Annotated in this window: 10 protein-coding genes and 1 pseudogene; 4 read left to right on the top strand and 7 right to left on the bottom strand. The window is 71.3% G+C overall.

The window, feature by feature from the left end; genetic code table 11:
* Positions 1–71: 71 nt before the first annotated feature.
* Positions 72–1,682 (bottom strand): serine/threonine-protein kinase, encoded by a 1,611-nt coding sequence (locus ACZ4WS_RS05165; protein WP_467978287.1) that lies wholly within the window; start codon positions 1,680–1,682, stop codon positions 72–74.
* 1,683 nt (positions 1,683–3,365) lie between these two features.
* Here ACZ4WS_RS05165 and ACZ4WS_RS05160 point away from each other — a divergent pair.
* Positions 3,366–4,502, top strand: coding sequence for a pentapeptide repeat-containing protein (locus tag ACZ4WS_RS05160; protein WP_467978285.1), 1,137 nt, complete (start codon positions 3,366–3,368; stop codon positions 4,500–4,502).
* Positions 4,503–4,557: 55 nt separating this feature from the next.
* Here the strand turns inward: ACZ4WS_RS05160 and ACZ4WS_RS05155 are convergent.
* Both ACZ4WS_RS05155 and ACZ4WS_RS05150 read right to left on the bottom strand, forming a co-directional pair.
* Positions 4,558–4,794: pseudogene (locus ACZ4WS_RS05155) on the bottom strand (hypothetical protein); the annotation flags it as partial.
* Between the two features lie 431 nt (positions 4,795–5,225).
* Complete coding sequence (locus tag ACZ4WS_RS05150; protein WP_467978283.1) at positions 5,226–7,352, bottom strand: serine/threonine-protein kinase; 2,127 nt, start codon at positions 7,350–7,352, stop codon at positions 5,226–5,228.
* Positions 7,353–7,570: 218 nt separating this feature from the next.
* Here ACZ4WS_RS05150 and ACZ4WS_RS05145 point away from each other — a divergent pair, with 218 nt between their 5' ends.
* Complete coding sequence (locus ACZ4WS_RS05145; protein ID WP_467977312.1) at positions 7,571–8,623, top strand: serine hydrolase domain-containing protein; 1,053 nt, start codon at positions 7,571–7,573, stop codon at positions 8,621–8,623.
* Between the two features lie 154 nt (positions 8,624–8,777).
* On the opposite strand, the gene ACZ4WS_RS05140 is transcribed toward ACZ4WS_RS05145, so the two are convergent.
* Positions 8,778–10,484, bottom strand: a complete 1,707-nt coding sequence (locus ACZ4WS_RS05140; protein ID WP_467977310.1) for a glycerol-3-phosphate dehydrogenase/oxidase — start codon at positions 10,482–10,484, stop codon at positions 8,778–8,780.
* 272 nt (positions 10,485–10,756) lie between these two features.
* Between ACZ4WS_RS05140 and ACZ4WS_RS05135 the strand changes: the two genes are divergently transcribed.
* Positions 10,757–11,965, top strand: coding sequence for a nucleotide sugar dehydrogenase (locus ACZ4WS_RS05135; RefSeq protein ID WP_467977308.1), 1,209 nt, complete (start codon positions 10,757–10,759; stop codon positions 11,963–11,965).
* Positions 11,966–12,088: 123 nt separating this feature from the next.
* The gene (locus tag ACZ4WS_RS05130) at positions 12,089–12,676 is read left to right on the top strand and encodes a hypothetical protein (RefSeq protein ID WP_467977306.1); all 588 of its coding nucleotides are present in this window, start codon (positions 12,089–12,091) and stop codon (positions 12,674–12,676) included.
* A 72-nt stretch (positions 12,677–12,748) separates the two neighbouring features.
* Here the strand turns inward: ACZ4WS_RS05130 and ACZ4WS_RS05125 are convergent, their stop codons facing one another.
* From ACZ4WS_RS05125 to ACZ4WS_RS05115, 3 genes are all read right to left on the bottom strand, one after another.
* Complete coding sequence (locus ACZ4WS_RS05125; RefSeq protein WP_467977305.1) at positions 12,749–13,873, bottom strand: GuaB3 family IMP dehydrogenase-related protein; 1,125 nt, start codon at positions 13,871–13,873, stop codon at positions 12,749–12,751.
* 136 nt (positions 13,874–14,009) lie between these two features.
* The gene (guaB, locus tag ACZ4WS_RS05120) at positions 14,010–15,515 is read right to left on the bottom strand and encodes an IMP dehydrogenase (protein WP_467977303.1); all 1,506 of its coding nucleotides are present in this window, start codon (positions 15,513–15,515) and stop codon (positions 14,010–14,012) included.
* Positions 15,516–16,048: 533 nt separating this feature from the next.
* On the bottom strand, positions 16,049–16,624 hold the full coding sequence (locus tag ACZ4WS_RS05115) for a sigma-70 family RNA polymerase sigma factor (RefSeq protein ID WP_450464020.1): 576 nt from the start codon (positions 16,622–16,624) through the stop codon (positions 16,049–16,051).
* Positions 16,625–16,832 lie beyond the last annotated feature (208 nt).

Below are 16,832 nucleotides of genomic sequence, written 5' to 3'. Positions count from 1 at the left end.
GCCGCGGGCGTCGAGTCGAGGACGGACCGCAAGCGACCACAGTGACAGCGGAACCCTCTGATCCACTCGGATCAGCCCTCCTTGAAGCTCCGCAGGATCCGGTCGAACTGCTTTTTGGTGGTGGCCCAGTCGGCGGCCGGCGAGGCCTCGTAGATGGCGTACTCGGTGCCGTCACTCTTCATGTACCCGACGTCGATCGCACGGTAGGGCCCCGGGAAGTAGTGCGGCGCGTCCTTGGCCAGCGCGTTCCACGTGTACTCCCAGCGGACACCCGGCAGGTCGCGGAAAAGCTCCTTCTTGAGGCTCAGCTGCTTGTAGTCCAGCAGCCGCCGTGAGACCCCCTGCTCCAGGTTGCTCATGTGCTCGTACGAGGAGCTGAAGTCCGGCGCGGTGTCGACGGCGACCCGCACGAGGTGCTTGCCCTTGTCGGGCGAGTAGTCGACCTGCCGGAGGCCGTCCTGGTCGATGGAGACGGACCGCTTCCACCCCTTGGGCAGGGAGATGCTGAAGCCCACCGGGTCGTTGCGCCGCTCCCAACCGGCGGGAACCGCCCCCTGACCGCCCTCGTCGCTCGGCGTGGCACTGTCGCTCGGAGTCGACGATGCAGAGGCGGAACCGCCGGGGCTGCCCGTGCCGAAGTGCTGCAGCCCGACCGCGACACCCCCGCCGACGATCGCCGCGAGGGCGACGACCAGAGCGAACGTACGCAGGCGGTGCCGCTTCGGCGGCGCGGGCACAGGCCCGATCGTCACCGGCGGATACGGCGTGGCGGCGGCCGTCTGCGCGCGGGTACCGGTGCCGGTCCCCGTCTCTGTGGTGTCGTACCCCGCTTGCCCCGTCGGCGCATACCACTGCGCCGCACTCGACAGTCGTCCCGCCGCGGCCTCGGCGAGCATCTGTTCGGCCTGCGCCGCCCCGGGACGTACGGCGGGATCCTTGCGCAGCAGCGCGGTGATGACGGGCTCCAGCGGACCGGCGTACCGCGGCGGCGCGGGGTCCTCGTCGACCACGGCCTGCATGGTGCTCAGCGGCGAGGTCCGCCGGAACGGCGACCTCCCCTCAACCGCCGTGTACAGCGTGGCGCCGAGGGCCCACAGGTCGGAGGCGGGCCCGGGATCGTGGCCGCGCACCCGCTCGGGCGCGAGATAGTCGACGGAACCGACGATCTCGCCGGTGCGCGTGATGGTCGAATCGCCCTCGACCTGCGCGATCCCGAAGTCCGTGAGCAGCACGCGACGGTCGGCGGAGAGGAGTACGTTCCCGGGCTTGATGTCACGGTGCAGCACACCGGCGGCATGCGCGGCACGCAGGGCGCGCAGCACCCACAGCCCGATCCGCGCCGCCTCGGCCGGTTCGACGCGCCCCTGCTCCTTGACCGCGTCGGCCAGTGAGTTGCCCTCGACCAGCTCCATGACGATCCATGGCCGGTTGTCGTGCTCCAGGACGTCGTGCACCGTGACGACGGCCGAGTGGTTGATCCGCGCGGCGGCCCGCGCCTCGGCGTGGGTACGGGCGAGCAGCCGGACCCGGTCGCTCTCGGCGACGTACAGCGCGGCGGTCAGCTCTTTCACCGCGACCGCGCGGTGCAGCACCTCGTCGTGGGCGCGCCACACCCGCCCCATGCCACCACTGCCGATGGATTCGACAAGCCGGTAGCGGCCCGCGAGGAGCAGGCCCTGCATCTGATTCACGTTTCCCCGCAATGGTCTTGACGAGGTCAGACTAAAGAGCGACCCCCGCGCAGGGAACCTGCGGGGGCGTACGGAGACCTCACTGTGACGGTTCTCCCTTCCGTGTACGGAAGGGAACCAATGTGTGTTCAGGGCTCGGTGAGCTCGGGAATTCGGCTCAGCCGGTGGCCTGATACGTCGCCGAGGCCTGCTCGTACAGCCGTGTCACCTCGTCCCGTTCGGCCTCCGGGCCGCGTACCTGCACCACGTGGTAGCGCCCGCCGACGAGGATCGCGAGATTGCGTACGTAGAGCTCGCGTCCCGCGGAGTCCTGCCAGGTGAACTGCCCCTCGGCCATGGTCCGCCCGCCGACGTCGATGCGCCGCATCCCGCTGGAGGTGGCCCAGGTCGAGTCCCGGAACGGCTGCAACTCCTTCTCGCTCTCCCGCTGGTACGTCATCGGGTCGCTGCCGTACGTGGCCGTGCTGTCCCGTCCGGGGACGACGATGAGCTCGAAGTCGCCGTGCGCGTACACGACCTGGCCGCTGCCGTTCTTCGGCGTACGGTCCCAGCCGTCGGCCACCGCGACGCTGAAGCCCTCGGGGTCCTTGCGGAGCTTGAACCCCTGGGCGACATTGGGGTCGGTGGTCCCCGACTTCGTCGAACTGGGCGATCCGGAGGGGCTCTTGTCCGTGCCGGGGGACGTCTGGTCGGGCCTCGGCTCGCTGCTCGCCTGCCCGTCCCCGCTGGTGTCGGGGGCCGGGCCGACGTCTCCGGCGGCACCGGTCCGTTCTCCGTTCGAACCGCTACCACTACCGCTGCCGCTGCTCGACTCGGCCTTCGGCATGAACACCATGGCGTACGCGATCGCCGCGGCGAGGAGAAGCAGGACCAGCAGGACCAGGTTCCGCCCGAGCCTGCGCGGGCGGGGCGCCCTGTCCTGCTTGACGCGTTTGTGGCGGGCGTGCGGGCTGGTCGCGGGCAGTCCGGCGCGGCGCCTGCGGACGAGCTCGCCCCGGCGCCGGACGATCGGCAACCGGCTGGGGTCGACCGGGGGCGCCGCGACGATATGCGCGCCGGCCTCGGGCTCCGGCGCCGACCGCACCAAGGACCGCAGCCAGCCGCGCAGCTCCTCGAAATCGAGGCGCTCGGTGGGGTCCTGACGCAGCAGCGACTCGACGACCGGCCTCAGCGGCCCGCACTCCTCGGCGAACGCGGGCGGCTCCGCGCACACCAGCTGCACCAGCTCGGCGGTGTTCTCCTCCGGGTAGGGCGCGTGGCCCTGCACGGCCCGGAAGAGCAGCGCCCCCAGCGCCCACAGATCGGTCGCGGGCCCGATCGGCGCCGCCAACTGCCAGTTCTCGTGCACGGGCCCGGCCTGCTCGGGCGCCCACCGCTCGGTCACGGGCCCGACCACAGCCATCCGCGCCTGCCGTGCCCGCTCCGCGGCGAGCGCGGTGCCGGGCCCCCGCCGCGGCGGGGGCCCGGCGACGACCTCATCCCAACGATCGTCATGGGCCTGACGGTTGTCCGGGGTACGGGCGAGGGCCGCGGAGGAGCCGGGCCCACTCCGCCCAGCGACAGCGGAATGCTGACCGGGGGCGGGGGCGGGGATGGTGGTGTTGCTGTTGTCGGGGGTGGTGATGCCCGGGGTGGTGATGCCCGGGGTGGTCATGCCCGGGGTGGCCTCACCGTATGTGGCGCCGGGGGGTGCGGTTCTGGGGTACGCGGTTCCGGGGAGCTCGGCTTCCGAGTGCGCGGCTCCGGGGAACGCAGTTTCCCGATACGCGGCTTCCGGGCGCGCGGGTCCAGGGAACACGGCTTCTGGGCGCGGGGATCCGGGGTGCGCGGCTTCTGTGCCCGGGGATCCGGGGTGCTCGGATCCAGGGTGCGCCTCCTCCGGGCGCAAGCCCCCGGGAAGCGCCGCGTGTCCCTGGCCGTTGCCGCCGCCCGCCGTTCCGGTACGAGGCTGGGCTCCGTGCCAGCTGCCGACGCCGCCGCCCCCGACGCCGTAGGGGTCGGCTATCTGGCCGGGCTGCGTGGTGTTGGGGCGCTGCTCCACACCGTGTCCGGGGAGCTGCGCCGGGGAGCCGTGCCCAGGGGCGCCGGCCGAACCGCTGTGCCCGGGGGCCTGCGGCGGACCTCCGTAGCCCTGGCCCTGGGGTGGGCCGCCCTGCCCAAGGGCCTGCGCCGGGCCGGGTCCTGGAGGCTGGGGCTGGGGCTGGGGCGCGGAAGCGTCGGCTTCTGTCGAGGGGCGGGGCGCGGGCAGCGCCACCTGGCCGCCCCGCTGTTCTTCCTGTACGCGGGCAGCGGCTCGCGCGCCGGCACGGTACGCGGCGATGGCCCCGGCGCGCGCCGCACGGACGTCATCCTCGGTTCCCCAGGCACCCCCGGATCCCCCGGCGCCCCCCGCTTCAAGCGCCCGTCGGCCCATGCCCGCAGCGGGCGTCCCTGCGACGGGCGTCCCCCGCTCCGCCCGAGCCTCGATCGCGGCCCGCCGAGCGGCTTCGGGATCGACGCCGGGCACACTGGCCGACACGGCGACTCCGCGCGCACCTCCGCCCCCGGGCCCGGCACCACCCGGACCACCGGCCCCTGAACCACTCCGGCCACCGGGCCCGCCGACCGCAGACCCCCGCGAGGCACCCCTGCCCGCACCGCCCGCACCGCCCGCACCGCCCGCACCGCCCGCACCGGGCGAACCAGGCGAACCGGCGTCCCCCGTCGGCCCGGTGCCGGGCTCGGCGCCGGGCCCGGTCTCGAAGTCGCGGACCGGCACCGGGTCATACCCGCAGAGCGCCTCCTCCGCGGCCCCGGCCGCCAGGCCGGTGAGCATCACACGGCCGTCGTCGCAGACGAGCACCGTGCGCACCGTGATGTTCCGGTGCACCCACCCGTGCGCGTGCAGCACCCGCAGCGCGGTGAGGACGTCGGAGGCGACCTCTGCCGCCCGGTAGGGACTGAGCGGCTTCTCGGCGAGCAGCGCGGACAGCGGCCTCGCGGGCACCAACTCGCTGACTATCCACAGCGACCCGCCCTCGGCGAACACGTCGAAGACCTGGTCGAGCCGGGGATGGTCGGGTATCTGCGCGGCGGCCTGCGCGGCCTCGATCGCCCGCCGCACGGCCGGTTCGGTGGGCCGCCGCGTGGTCCGTGCGGACGGGCGGCGCACTCCGCCGTCCCGCGCCACGAACCCCTCGGGCAATCCGTCGGCGTCGAGCACCTCCGCCTCGACGACCTCCGGCAACGGCACCTGCCGGACCAGGACTTCCTGCCCGCTGTAGGTGTCGAAGGCCCGGGTCTCGGCGGCGAGTTCGTACTCGTCGGACGGCGGGAGCGGCAGGCGGTAGCGGTCGGCGAGCACTCGTCCCGCATAGTCCTCCACGATGCCTCCCCCAGCCGACCGGTTGGTCAATTCCGTTCGCCTTGCGTTCCGTTATGGCTTCGTACGGTCCGCAACCACTCACGATACGTGCCGGAGACAACCCGCAAAGTAGGGATGCGAGATCTCACCGCCCCCATGCGTGGCGGAACGTCACATCGGCGAGCGGTACGTCACGACTTCGGCTGGAACGTCTTGGTCAGCGTCTTCCACGTGTCCTTGCGCAGCTCGCTGTCCCACTTCGCGGCCTTCGCCGTATACATCAGTCCGTACCCGAGATGGGAGTTGACGACGAACCCACGGTCGATCGACCGGTACTTCGTGCCCCCCTCCACATAAGTGAACTCCCAGTCGGCCGTGTTCCAGCTGCGGTAGTCCACCTTCTCTATGCGCACCCGCTTGTACTGCGACCGCACCATGTAGCGCTCTTGGTTCTCCCAGTCCGCCACCGGGTCGTCCTTGGGCGTGGTCGTCCAGCCGACCAGGAGCTTCTGCCCGTCCGGCCCGGTGAAGCGGGCACCCGCGGCGCCCGTGGACTGGTACTTCCACCCCTTCGGCAGCCCGATCGAGAATCCCTGGCCGCCCTTGTACGTCTGCACCGCGGTGGAGTCCGACTCCGTGCCGCCGCTGTCCGCACCGCTCGACGCGCTCGCACTGGCGGTCGCGCCGGACGTGCTGTCCGCGGTCTCCTGCCCGCCGGAACCCGTGGTGGCGGTGGCGCCCGTCTTGTCATCGCTGTCCGTGTGGGCGCCGCCGGTCTCCTTGGCGGCGCTTCCGGTGGTCGCCCCGCTGGACGCCGACGCCTTGGTGTCGCCGCTCTTGGTGTTCTTCGACGCGTTGTCGTCCCCGCCACCGAGCGTGAGCGCCAGCACGGTCCCGAGCACGGCCAGCACCAAGACCACCGCGACGAGCACCAACGTCCGCTTCGGCACGACATCCGTCAACGACGCCCGAGGCACCGGCCGCGGCGGCCTCTCCGGAGCCACGGGCCACCCCGACCCCGAAGCCCGCCCCGCCGAACCGGCCGAACCGGCCGACCCGTCCGACCCGTCCGACCCGTCCGAACTCGCCGAACTGGAGTTCAGCCCCGCTGCCGCGCTGTTCCGCACTTCGGGCTTCTCCGAGGACGCCACGCCGGAAGCCGTCTCCGCGACGGACGCGCCCGCCGCCTCGCCCGCCGCCGACCGGGAAGCCTCCGCACCCACGGACTTGGCCCGCGTCGTCGCCGCGGACGTCGCCGCGGCGGTGGCCGCAGCCGTGGCCGCCCCGGCCGCCGAGGCGGCCTTCCGCACGGAACGCAGCGCCCCGCGCAGCCGCTCCGCCGCCTCCTCGCCCCGCTTTGCCCCGGAACCGCCCGAACTCTCCTTGCCCGGAGCCTCTTCCGGCAGTGGCGGCAACGCCACGACCTTCGTCGCGTCCGCCGGCTCCGGCGCGGCATCCTTGGGCTCGGGCGTGTGCAGCACCTTGGTCAGCATCGCCCGCGCGCCCGGTTCGTCGAGCCGCTGCTCGGGGTCCTTGGCGAGCAGCCCGTAAATCACGTTCTCCAGCGGCCCGGCGTTCTTCGGCTGCTCCACCGGCTCGGTCATCACCGCGGTGAGCGTCGCGATCGCCGAACCCTTGTCGTACGGAGGCACGCCCTCCACCGACGCGTACAGCAGACCGCCCAGCGACCACAGGTCCGCCGCGGGCCCCGGCTTGTGACCGCGCGCCCGCTCCGGCGAGATGTACGAGGGCGCGCCGACGAGCATGCCGGTCGAGGTGATGGACGGGTCGCCCTCGACCTGCGCGATGCCGAAGTCGGTGAGCACGACCCGGCCGTCGTCGGAGATCAGCACGTTCGACGGCTTCACGTCCCGGTGCAGGATGCCCTCACGGTGCGCCGAACGCAGCACGTCGAGTATCGCGAGCCCCACCTCGGCGGCGCGCTGGGGCGTGAGGAGACCGTCCTCACGGATGACCTCGGCGAGCGACTTGCCCTCGACGAGCTCCATCACGATCCACGGCCGGTTGTCCTCGTCGACCACGTCGAAGACCGTCACCGCGCCGTTGTTGCGGATCCGCGCGATCGCCTTGGCCTCACGCAGCGTGCGCGTGATCAGCCGCCGCTTCTCGTCCTCGTCGATGCTCGACGGGAACCGCAGCTCCTTGACGGCGACCGTGCGGCCCAGGGTCTCGTCCTTGGCCCGCCACACCGTGCCCATGCCGCCGCGGCCGAGAACATCCCCCAGCCGGTACCGCCCGGCGAGGAGACGTTCGCTCTTGTCCTGACGGGATGCTCCCGCCCGCTCCGCCTCCGACATGCGTCCCCTCATGCAACCCGCCCTGACAGAGCTTCCATTGTCCCTCACCCGACAAGCGGTCAACGCCCAGGGTGCCCCTCACCCTTCAAGTGCTCCACACCCAGCGTGCCCTTCGGCCGACAACCAACCGCCACCCGAGCCGCCCTTCGCACGGGGACCGCCCGACGCCCGGCCGGCGCCGTCCCGCATGATGGGCCGCGACAAGGGAGGACCCGCCGATGCCGCTGCCCCGGACACCTCGGACACTAGTGGCCATACCGGTGTCCCTGGCCTTGCTGGGCCTGGCCCCGGCCGGCTCACAGGCGCCCATACCCCCGGCCTCCGACGCCGCCCTCGCCCTCCTCGTCACCCGCGGGAAGGCTCCGGCAGCCGCCCTGCTGGCCCAGGAGGAATCCGGCTCACGCTTCGTCCGGGCCGGCGACGGAATCGCCCGCTCCGACCACTTCCGCGCGGGCAGCATCACCAAGACGTTCCTCGCGACCGTCGTTCTGCAACTGGCCGCCGAACACCGGCTGTCCCTGTCCGACTCGGTGGACGACCACCTACCGGGCCTGGTGCGCGGCGCGGGCAACGACGGTAGCCGCCTGACGCTGCGCGCCCTTCTCACCCACACCAGCGGTCTGTACGACTTCACCGCGGACACCCGGGGCACCGTCCCCGTCACCCCGCTTCAGGCCGTACGCATCGCACTCACCCACCCCCCGGCCGACCGCGGCCGCTTCGCCTACTCGAACACCAACTACGTCGTGCTCGGCATGGTCGTCGAGCAGGTCACCGGCCACTCGTACGCCGCCGAGGCCGAGCGTCGCATCATCACTCCTCTCCGTCTGACCGGCACCTCTTTCCCAGGCGACCGCTCCTCGCTGCCCTCGCCGCACGGCCGCGCCTACGCCGCCGACGGCTCGGACGTCACCGAGCTCGACCCGCGCGTGGCCGGAGCGGCGGGCGAACTGGTCACCACGCTCGCCGACCTGGACCACTTCTATGCGGCCCTGCTGCGTGGTGACCTGCTGCCCTCGCGCTGGCTGCGCGAGATGCTCAACACCCGTGCCGCACACGGCTCGTACGGCATGGGCCTCTTTCCTGTGAAGCTGCCGTGCGGCACCACGGTGTGGGGGCACAACGGCCGCATATCCGGCAGCTACGTGCGCACCGCGGCCACCGTCGACGGTCGTCGTGTCCTCACCTTCCGGGTGAACACGGACGGGATCGGGGACCCGGACCTCGAACCCGCCCTGCTCGCCGCCGAGTTCTGCCCCCGCACCCCGTAGAACGGACGGGTTCCGAGCAAAGATCCCAGCTCACGACACTCGTTCGAGTGAGATCCGCCGAGTGTCATCCCGCGCCATCCGGTGCGAATCCGCACCATCCGGAGCGAATTCACGCCAATCCGTGCCAATCCGCGCCAACCGCGGGAACCTCCGGTCAGAGCGGCGCGATGTCCGGCGCCCCCAGCCGCGCCGCGTCCGCCGTCAGGTCGTCCGGCTGGCGCTGCGACTCCCGCTCGGCCTCGACCCGCTTCTCGTAGTGCTCCACTTCGCGCTCGATCTGGTCCTTGTCCCAGCCGAGCACGGGCGCCATCAGCTCGGCGGCCTCCCGCGCGCTGCGCGTCCCCCGGTCGAAGGTCTCGATCGAGATGCGGGTGCGACGGGTGAGCACGTCGTCCAGGTGTCGCGCGCCCTCGTGCGAGGCGGCGTAGACGATCTCGGCCCGGAGGTAGTCCTCGGCGGCGGGCAGGGGCTCGCCCAGCGAGGGATTGTCGACGATGAGGTCGAGCACCTCCTCGGCGAGCGATCCGTACCGGTTCAACAGGTGCTCCACGCGCACCACATGGAGTCCGGTGCGCGCCGCGATGCGCGCTCGCGCATTCCACAGCGCCCGGTATCCCTCGGCGCCGAGGAGGGGGGTGTCCTCGGTGACGCAGTCGGCGACACGCTGATCGAGGCCGTGCACCGCCTCGTCGACCGCGTCCTTGGCCATCACCCGGTACGTCGTGTACTTGCCGCCCGCCACGACCACAAGGCCCGGCACCGGATGGGCCACGATGTGCTCGCGCGACAGCTTGCTGGTGGCGTCCGACTCACCGGCGAGCAGCGGCCGCAGTCCCGCGTACACACCCTGGACGTCGTCGCGGGTCAGCGGCACCGCGAGCACCGAGTTCACATGCTCCAGCAGATAGTCGATGTCCGCGCTGGACGCCGCCGGGTGGGCCTTGTCGAGGTCCCAGTCGGTGTCGGTGGTGCCGACGATCCAGTGCCGCCCCCACGGGATCACGAACAGCACGGACTTCTCGGTGCGCAGGATCAGGCCCGTGGTCGAATTGATCCGGTCCTTCGGTACGACCAGATGGATGCCCTTGGACGCCCGTACGTGGAACTGGCCCCGCTCGCCGACCATCGCCTGGGTGTCGTCGGTCCACACGCCCGTGGCGTTCACGACCTGCTTGGCGCGGATCTCGTACTCGCCGCCGCCTTCGACGTCCTGCACCTTGGCGCCGACCACGCGTTCGCCCTCGCGCAGGAAGGCGGTCACGCGTGCGCGGTTGGCGACCTTCGCGCCGTACGCCGCGGCCGTGCGCACCAGCGTCGCCACATAGCGGGCGTCGTCCATCTGTGCGTCGTAGTACTGCAACGCGCCGACCAGCGCGTCCTTCTTCAGGGCGGGGGCGACGCGCAAGGCGTGACGGCGGGTGAGATGACGGTGCGTGGGCAGGCCCCGGCCGTGTCCGCGGGCCATCGACATGGCGTCGTAGAGGGCGACGCCCGAGCCCGCGTACAGCCGCTCCCAGCCCTTGTGCTGGAGCGGATAGAGGAACGGCACGGGTTTGACGAGGTGGGGCGCGAGCCGTTCGAGGAGCAGACCGCGCTCCTTGAGGGCCTCGCGTACCAGCGCGAAGTCGAGCATCTCCAGATAGCGCAGGCCGCCGTGGATCAGTTTGCTGGACCTGCTGGAGGTGCCTGATGCCCAGTCGCGCGCCTCGACCAGGCCGGTGGACAGGCCGCGTGTCGCGGCGTCGAGCACGGTGCCCGCTCCGACCACGCCCGCGCCCACGACCAGCACGTCCAGCTCGCGCTCGGCCATTCCCGCCAGTGACTCGGCGCGCTCCGCCGGCCCCAGTGTCGCTGTCCTCACCGCTGCCTCCCGCTGTTGGTCGCGCTGGCCACACCCGTCGGGCGGGGCCCGGCTCACATCCCCCCACCCTCAAAGTCTGACCGTCTTGCCCGGCTTCGGCCACCGTCCACCCGCAGCCTGTGGACAACGCTCGGCGACTCGCAAGGAATCACGGTCGAACAATCCAGCAAATCGGTCATATTTACTCCTAGTCTGACATTGCGCTCGCCCATCTTGTCCACAGGGCTTGCGCACCTGTCCCGCTTCGGTTACTGGGAAGGACGGCCCACGCCATGCCCGCAGATCTCGCCGTCATCGGACTCGGCCATCTCGGCCTGCCGCTGGCCCAGGCCGCCGTAGCCGCCGGCATCCCCACGCTCGGCTACAAAACGGGGCCCGAAGGCGGCTCCCTCACCCCCGCCGAACTGCGCCGCATGCTCTCGGGGGGCTTCCGGCCGACCACGAACCCGGCCGAGCTCGGCCGGGTCCGCACCGCCGTCATCTGCGCGCCGACCCCACCGGGCGCGGACGGCACGCTGGACCTGAGCCAGGTGGAGGCGGCCGCCCGCACCCTGGCCGCCCGGCTGCGCCCGCACACCACGGTGATCCTGGAGTCGCCCGTGTACCCCGGCACCACGGAGGAATTCCTCCGCCCGCTCCTCGAAGAGGGCTCCGGGCTGCGCGCGGGGCGCGATTTCCACCTCGCGTACTCGCCCAGCCGGGTGGACCCCGGCAACCGCGACTTCGGTCCCGCCAACACGCCGAAGGTCATCGGCGGCCTGACCCCCGCGTGCACCGAGTCGGCCGCCACCTTCTACGGGCGCCTCACCGACAAGGTGGTACGCGCGCGTGGACCACGTGAAGCGGAGACCGTGCAGCTCCTGGAGACCAACTACCGGCACGTGAACATCGCCCTGGTCAACGAGATGGCCGTGCTCTGCCACGACCTGGGCGTCGACCTGTGGGACGTCATCCGCTGCGCCGAGACCAAGCCGTTCGGCTTCCAGGCGTTCCGGCCGGGCCCCGGTGTCGGCGGGCACGGGATGGCCCAGGACCTGACGGGCCACTCCGGCCGCACCCTCCGGATGGTCGAACTGGCCCAGCAGGTCAACAACCACATGCCGCAGTACGTCATCCAGCGCGCGGCGACACTCCTCAACGAGCACGGGAAGTCGGCCCGCGCCGCGCGCGTGCTCCTCCTCGGCGTCACCTACAAGCCCGATCTCGCCGACCAACAGGGCTCCCCCGCCCACGAGATCGCGCGGCGCCTGCTGGAACTGGGCGCGTCCGTCAGCTACCACGACCCGCACATCCCCGCCTGGAGCGTCCTCGACCGCCCCATCCCCCGAGCCGACTCGCTCTACGAGGCCGCGGCCGACGCCGACCTGACGATCCTGCTCCAGCAGCACCGCACGTACGACCTCCAAGGACTGTCCGTGAAGGCCCAACTCCTGCTGGACACAAGGGGTGCCACTCCGACGGGGGCGGCTCACCGGCTCTGACCTCCGCGAAATCTCCTCACAGGACGTCACTCGGGTTTGCTAATGTGCGGCAGCTCTCGCACACAGGTACGCCCACGTCACGGGCGTACACAGAGGTGCGCTCACGTCCCTGGGGGGAATCACATGAGTCAGTCGTCTCCGCCGCCGTCCGGTCCGCCGGTCGACAACCCGTACGCGGGCCAGAACCCGTACGCGGGCCAGCCCGGCCAGCCGCCCGCCCCGCAGGACGCGGCCCAGGCCGGCTTCCCGCAGCAGGGCGCGCCCCAGCCCGGCTTCCCGACGGCCCCGGTCGGCGCGGCCGTTCCGGTGCGCGACAACCTCGGCCTGGGCCTCGTGGCCGCCGTCGTTGCCGCCCTGGTCTCGGCGGGCGTCTACGGCGTCATCATCGGCATCACCAAGCACGAGATCGGCTGGGCCGCCGTCGGCGTCGGCTTCCTGATCGGCATCGCCGCCGGTCGCTTCGGCGGCCGCAACCAGATCCTGCCGATCGTCAGCGTCATCCTGTCGGTGGCCTCGGTCTACCTCGGCCAGCTGGTCGGCGAGGCCATGATCGGCGCCAAGGAAATCGGCGTCAGCTTCAACGAGGTCTTCTTCCAGCACTTCAGCGTGGTCCAGGAGGCCTGGAAGGCCGAGGCCGACCCGCTGACCTTCGTCTTCTTCGCGATCGCCGCGTACGTGGCGTTCTCGAGCACCAGGAAGGCCGGTCAGTAACCGGCAAGCGGCGTACGAAAGGGCCCGTCCACCACGTGGTGGACGGGCCCTTCGCTACGTACGGGCTACGGGTCAGCGCTTGTGCTGGGAGTCCGCGACCGTCACCTCGACGCGCTGGAACTCCTTGAGCTCGCTGTAGCCGGTGGTGGCCATGGCGCGGCGGAGGGCGCCGAAGAAGTTCATGGAGCCGTCGGGGGTGTGGGAGGGGCCCGTGAGGACCTCCTCGATGGTGCCGACGGTGCCGAGGTCGACCTTCTTGCCGCGCGGCAGCTCCTCGTTCACCGCCTCCATGCCCCAGTGGTGGCCCTTGCCGGGCGCGTCGGTGGCGCGGGCCAGCGGGGAGCCCATCATCACGGAGTCGGCGCCGCAGGCGATCGCCTTGGGGAGGTCGCCGGACCAGCCGACGCCGCCGTCGGCGATGACGTGCACATAGCGGCCGCCGGACTCGTCCATGTAGTCGCGGCGGGCGGCCGCGACATCCGCCACCGCCGTGGCCATGGGGACCTGGATGCCCAGGACGTTGCGCGTGGTGTGCGCGGCGCCGCCGCCGAAGCCGACGAGGACACCGGCCGCGCCGGTGCGCATCAGGTGCAGGGCGGCGGTGTACGTGGCGCAGCCGCCGACGATGACCGGCACGTCCAGCTCGTAGATGAACTGCTTCAGGTTCAGCGGCTCGGAGGCGCCCGAGACGTGCTCCGCCGACACCGTCGTACCGCGGATGACGAAGATGTCCACGCCCGCGTCCACGACGGCCTTGGAGAACTGCGCCGTGCGCTGCGGGGACAGGGCCGCGGCGGTGACCACGCCCGAGTCGCGCACCTCCTTGATGCGCTGCCCGATCAGCTCCTCCTTGATGGGAGCCGCGTAGATCTCCTGGAGGCGGCGGGTCGCGCTGTCCGCGTCCAGCTCGGCGATCTCGTCGAGCAGCGGCTGCGGGTCCTCGTACCGCGTCCACAGACCTTCGAGGTTCAGGACGCCCAGGCCGCCCAGCTCGCCGATGCGGATCGCGGTGGCCGGGGAGACGACCGAGTCCATGGGGGCGGCCAGGAACGGCAGCTCGAAGCGGTAGGCGTCGATCTGCCAGGCGATCGAGACCTCCTTCGGGTCTCGCGTACGGCGGCTCGGGACGACGGCGATGTCGTCGAAGGCGTACGCCCGGCGGCCGCGCTTGCCGCGCCCGATCTCGATCTCAGTCACGTGTGTGGCCTTTCCCTCTTCGCTTCTGCGCCTCCCAGTATCCCCGACACCTACGACAAGGGCGGCCCCGGAACCTCCGGGACCGCCCTGAAGCACTCATCCACGTGCGGCACGCGCGCGTGGACCTCGTTCATGGCTACTCGCCACGGCTGTAGTTCGGTGCCTCGACCGTCATCTGGATGTCGTGCGGGTGGCTCTCCTTGAGACCCGCGGAGGTGATCCGCACGAAGCGGCCCTTGGACTCCATCTCGTCGATGGTGGCGGCGCCCACGTAGCCCATGGTCTGGCGCAGACCGCCGACGAGCTGGTGCAGCACGTTGGCCAGCGGGCCGCGGTAGGGCACCTGGCCCTCGATGCCTTCGGGGACCAGCTTGTCGTCGGAGGCCACGTCGGCCTGGAAGTAGCGGTCCTTCGAGTACGACCTGCCCTGGCCGCGGGACTGCATGGCGCCGAGCGAGCCCATGCCGCGGTACGACTTGAACTGCTTGCCGTTGATGAAGAGCAGCTCGCCGGGCGACTCCTCACAGCCCGCGAGGAGGCTGCCCAGCATCACGGTGTCGGCACCGGCGGCCAGCGCCTTGCCGATGTCGCCGGAGTACTGCAGACCACCGTCGCCGATCACCGGGACGCCCGCGGCACGGGCCGCGAGGGCGGCTTCGTAGATGGCGGTGACCTGCGGGACGCCGATGCCGGCGACGACACGGGTGGTACAGATCGAGCCGGGGCCCACGCCGACCTTGACGCCGTCGACACCGGCGTCGATCAGCGCCTGGGCGCCGTCACGCGTCGCGACGTTGCCGCCGATCACGTCGACGCCCACGCTCGACTTGATCTTCGCCATCCAGTTGAGGGCGTTGCTGTTGTGCCCGTGCGAGGTGTCGACGATCAGGAAGTCCACACCGGCCTCGGCCAGCGCCTGGGCCCGCTCCAGCGCCTCGGGGCTGGCTCCGACGGCGGCACCCACCAGCAGGCGGCCCTCGGCGTCCTTCGCGGCGTTCGGGTACTTCTCGGCCTTCACGAAGTCCTTGACCGTGATGAGGCCCTTGAGGACGCCCGCGTCGTCGACCAGCGGAAGCTTCTCGATCTTGTGGCGGCGCAGCAGCTCCATGGCGTCCGTGCCGGAGATGCCGACCTTGCCGGTGACCAGCGGCATCGGCGTCATGACCTCGCGGACCTGGCGCGAGCGGTCGTTCTCGAAGGCCATGTCGCGGTTGGTGACGATGCCGAGCAGCTTGCCGTTGCCGTCGGTGACCGGGACGCCGCTGATGCGGAACTTCGCGCACAGCGCGTCCGCCTCGGCCAGCGTCGCGTCCGGGTGCACGGTGATCGGGTCGGTGACCATGCCGGACTCGGAGCGCTTGACCAGGTCGACCTGGTTGACCTGGTCCTCGATGGAAAGGTTGCGGTGCAGCACACCGACGCCGCCCTGCCGGGCCATGGCGATCGCCATGCGGGACTCGGTCACCTTGTCCATCGCGGCCGAGAGCAGCGGGATGTTCACACGGACGTTGCGGGAGATGCGGGACGAGGTGTCGACCGCGTTGGGCAGCACTTCGGATGCGCCCGGCAGCAGCAGCACGTCGTCGTAGGTCAGCCCGAGTGTCGCGAATTTAGCGGGCACTCCGTCGACGTTGGCAGTCATGACACCTTCCCCAAATGGCCTTGATCGGTGCGGATGTCCATGCTAACGGGAAGCAAGGCTCTCTCATTCCATGGTTTGGGTTGCCCTGCGGCTTCGTAGGTTCGTACGGGGCGGGTGCTCTGCCTGTTCAAGACCCCTGCCGGAGGGCATCCTGAGGCGTCCTCGGGCCGATCCGCCCGGCACGGGCCCGGCCCCTTGCCGTGCGGCCGCTCGACGTCCGGCCCCACGACGTCCGGCTGCACGCCGTCATGGCGGAGAAAAAACAGCCGTCCCGGCTGAGCTGCGCTCGGCACCGCCGGTCTCCGCCGTCTGACTTGATCGCCGTCACGGCGGGAAAGAATTCGCCGCCCCGGCGAGGAAACTGACGCCCGGCCCAAGCGGTACGACTGACACGCGCCCAAGCGGTACGACCGACGCCCGCCCTAAAGGAGACGAGGGCACCCGCCCCAAAGGAGACGAATCGCACCCGACCACAGAGGGCAGCCGGGCACCCGCCCCCGAAGCTCCGCCAGGGCACCCGCCCCGAATCCCCGCTACTGCTCCGCCAGCGCCCGCAACCGGCTCAGCGCCCTGTGCTGAGCCACTCGGACCGCGCCTGGTGACATTCCCAACATCTGGCCCGTCTCCTCCGCGGTGAGGCCCACCGCGATGCGCAGCAACAGCAGCTCGCGTTGGTTCTCGGGGAGGTTGGCCAGGAGTTTCTTGGCCCATTCGGCGTCGCTGCTGAGCAGGGCGCGCTCCTCGGGGCCGAGGGAGTCGTCGGGGCGCTCGGGCATCTCGTCCGAGGGGACGGCCGTGGACCCGGGGTGGCGCATCGCGGCGCGCTGCAGATCGGCGACCTTGTGCGCGGCGATGGCGAAGACGAACGCTTCGAAGGGACGCCCGGTGTCCTTGTAGCGCGGAAGCGCGAGGAGTACCGCGACGCAGACCTCCTGCGCCAGGTCCTCCACGAAGTGCCGCGCGTCACCCGGAAGTCGGGACAGACGGGTGCGGCAGTAGCGCAACGCCAGCGGGTGGACACGGGCGAGCAGGTCGTGCGTGGCCTGCTCGTCGCCCTCGACCGCGCGATGGACGAGCGCACCGATCACCGTCGTCTCGTCGTCGCGCATCGGTCCATGGTGCCTTGGCGTCGTCCTGTCCGTGGCACTGCGTCCGTTGTTGTGCACCGAAGCGTTATGAGTAGGTGCGCCGGAACTCATCTCCTGCGCCCTCCCCTTCCGCTCGATCGACTCGTCCCCGAGGAACTCCACACCTCAAGGATGCGGCATCCGCGGCGAAACGAGCACCGGGCACCCGGAGAGCCCCTTTGCCACCCCC

Source organism: Streptomyces sp. NPDC029292, from assembly GCF_055569295.1.
This window is presented reverse-complemented; position numbering and strand designations above follow the sequence as displayed.

Coding starts and splice junctions, on each gene's coding strand:
- ACZ4WS_RS05165 (WP_467978287.1), bottom strand. CDS start 1,682: ATGCAGGGCCTGCTCCTCGCGGGCCGCTACCGGCTTGTCGAATCCATC.
- ACZ4WS_RS05160 (WP_467978285.1), top strand. CDS start 3,366: ATGTGGCGCCGGGGGGTGCGGTTCTGGGGTACGCGGTTCCGGGGAGCT.
- ACZ4WS_RS05150 (WP_467978283.1), bottom strand. CDS start 7,352: ATGTCGGAGGCGGAGCGGGCGGGAGCATCCCGTCAGGACAAGAGCGAA.
- ACZ4WS_RS05145 (WP_467977312.1), top strand. CDS start 7,571: ATGCCGCTGCCCCGGACACCTCGGACACTAGTGGCCATACCGGTGTCC.
- ACZ4WS_RS05135 (WP_467977308.1), top strand. CDS start 10,757: ATGCCCGCAGATCTCGCCGTCATCGGACTCGGCCATCTCGGCCTGCCG.
- ACZ4WS_RS05130 (WP_467977306.1), top strand. CDS start 12,089: ATGAGTCAGTCGTCTCCGCCGCCGTCCGGTCCGCCGGTCGACAACCCG.
- guaB (WP_467977303.1), bottom strand. CDS start 15,515: ATGACTGCCAACGTCGACGGAGTGCCCGCTAAATTCGCGACACTCGGG.
- ACZ4WS_RS05115 (WP_450464020.1), bottom strand. CDS start 16,624: ATGCGCGACGACGAGACGACGGTGATCGGTGCGCTCGTCCATCGCGCG.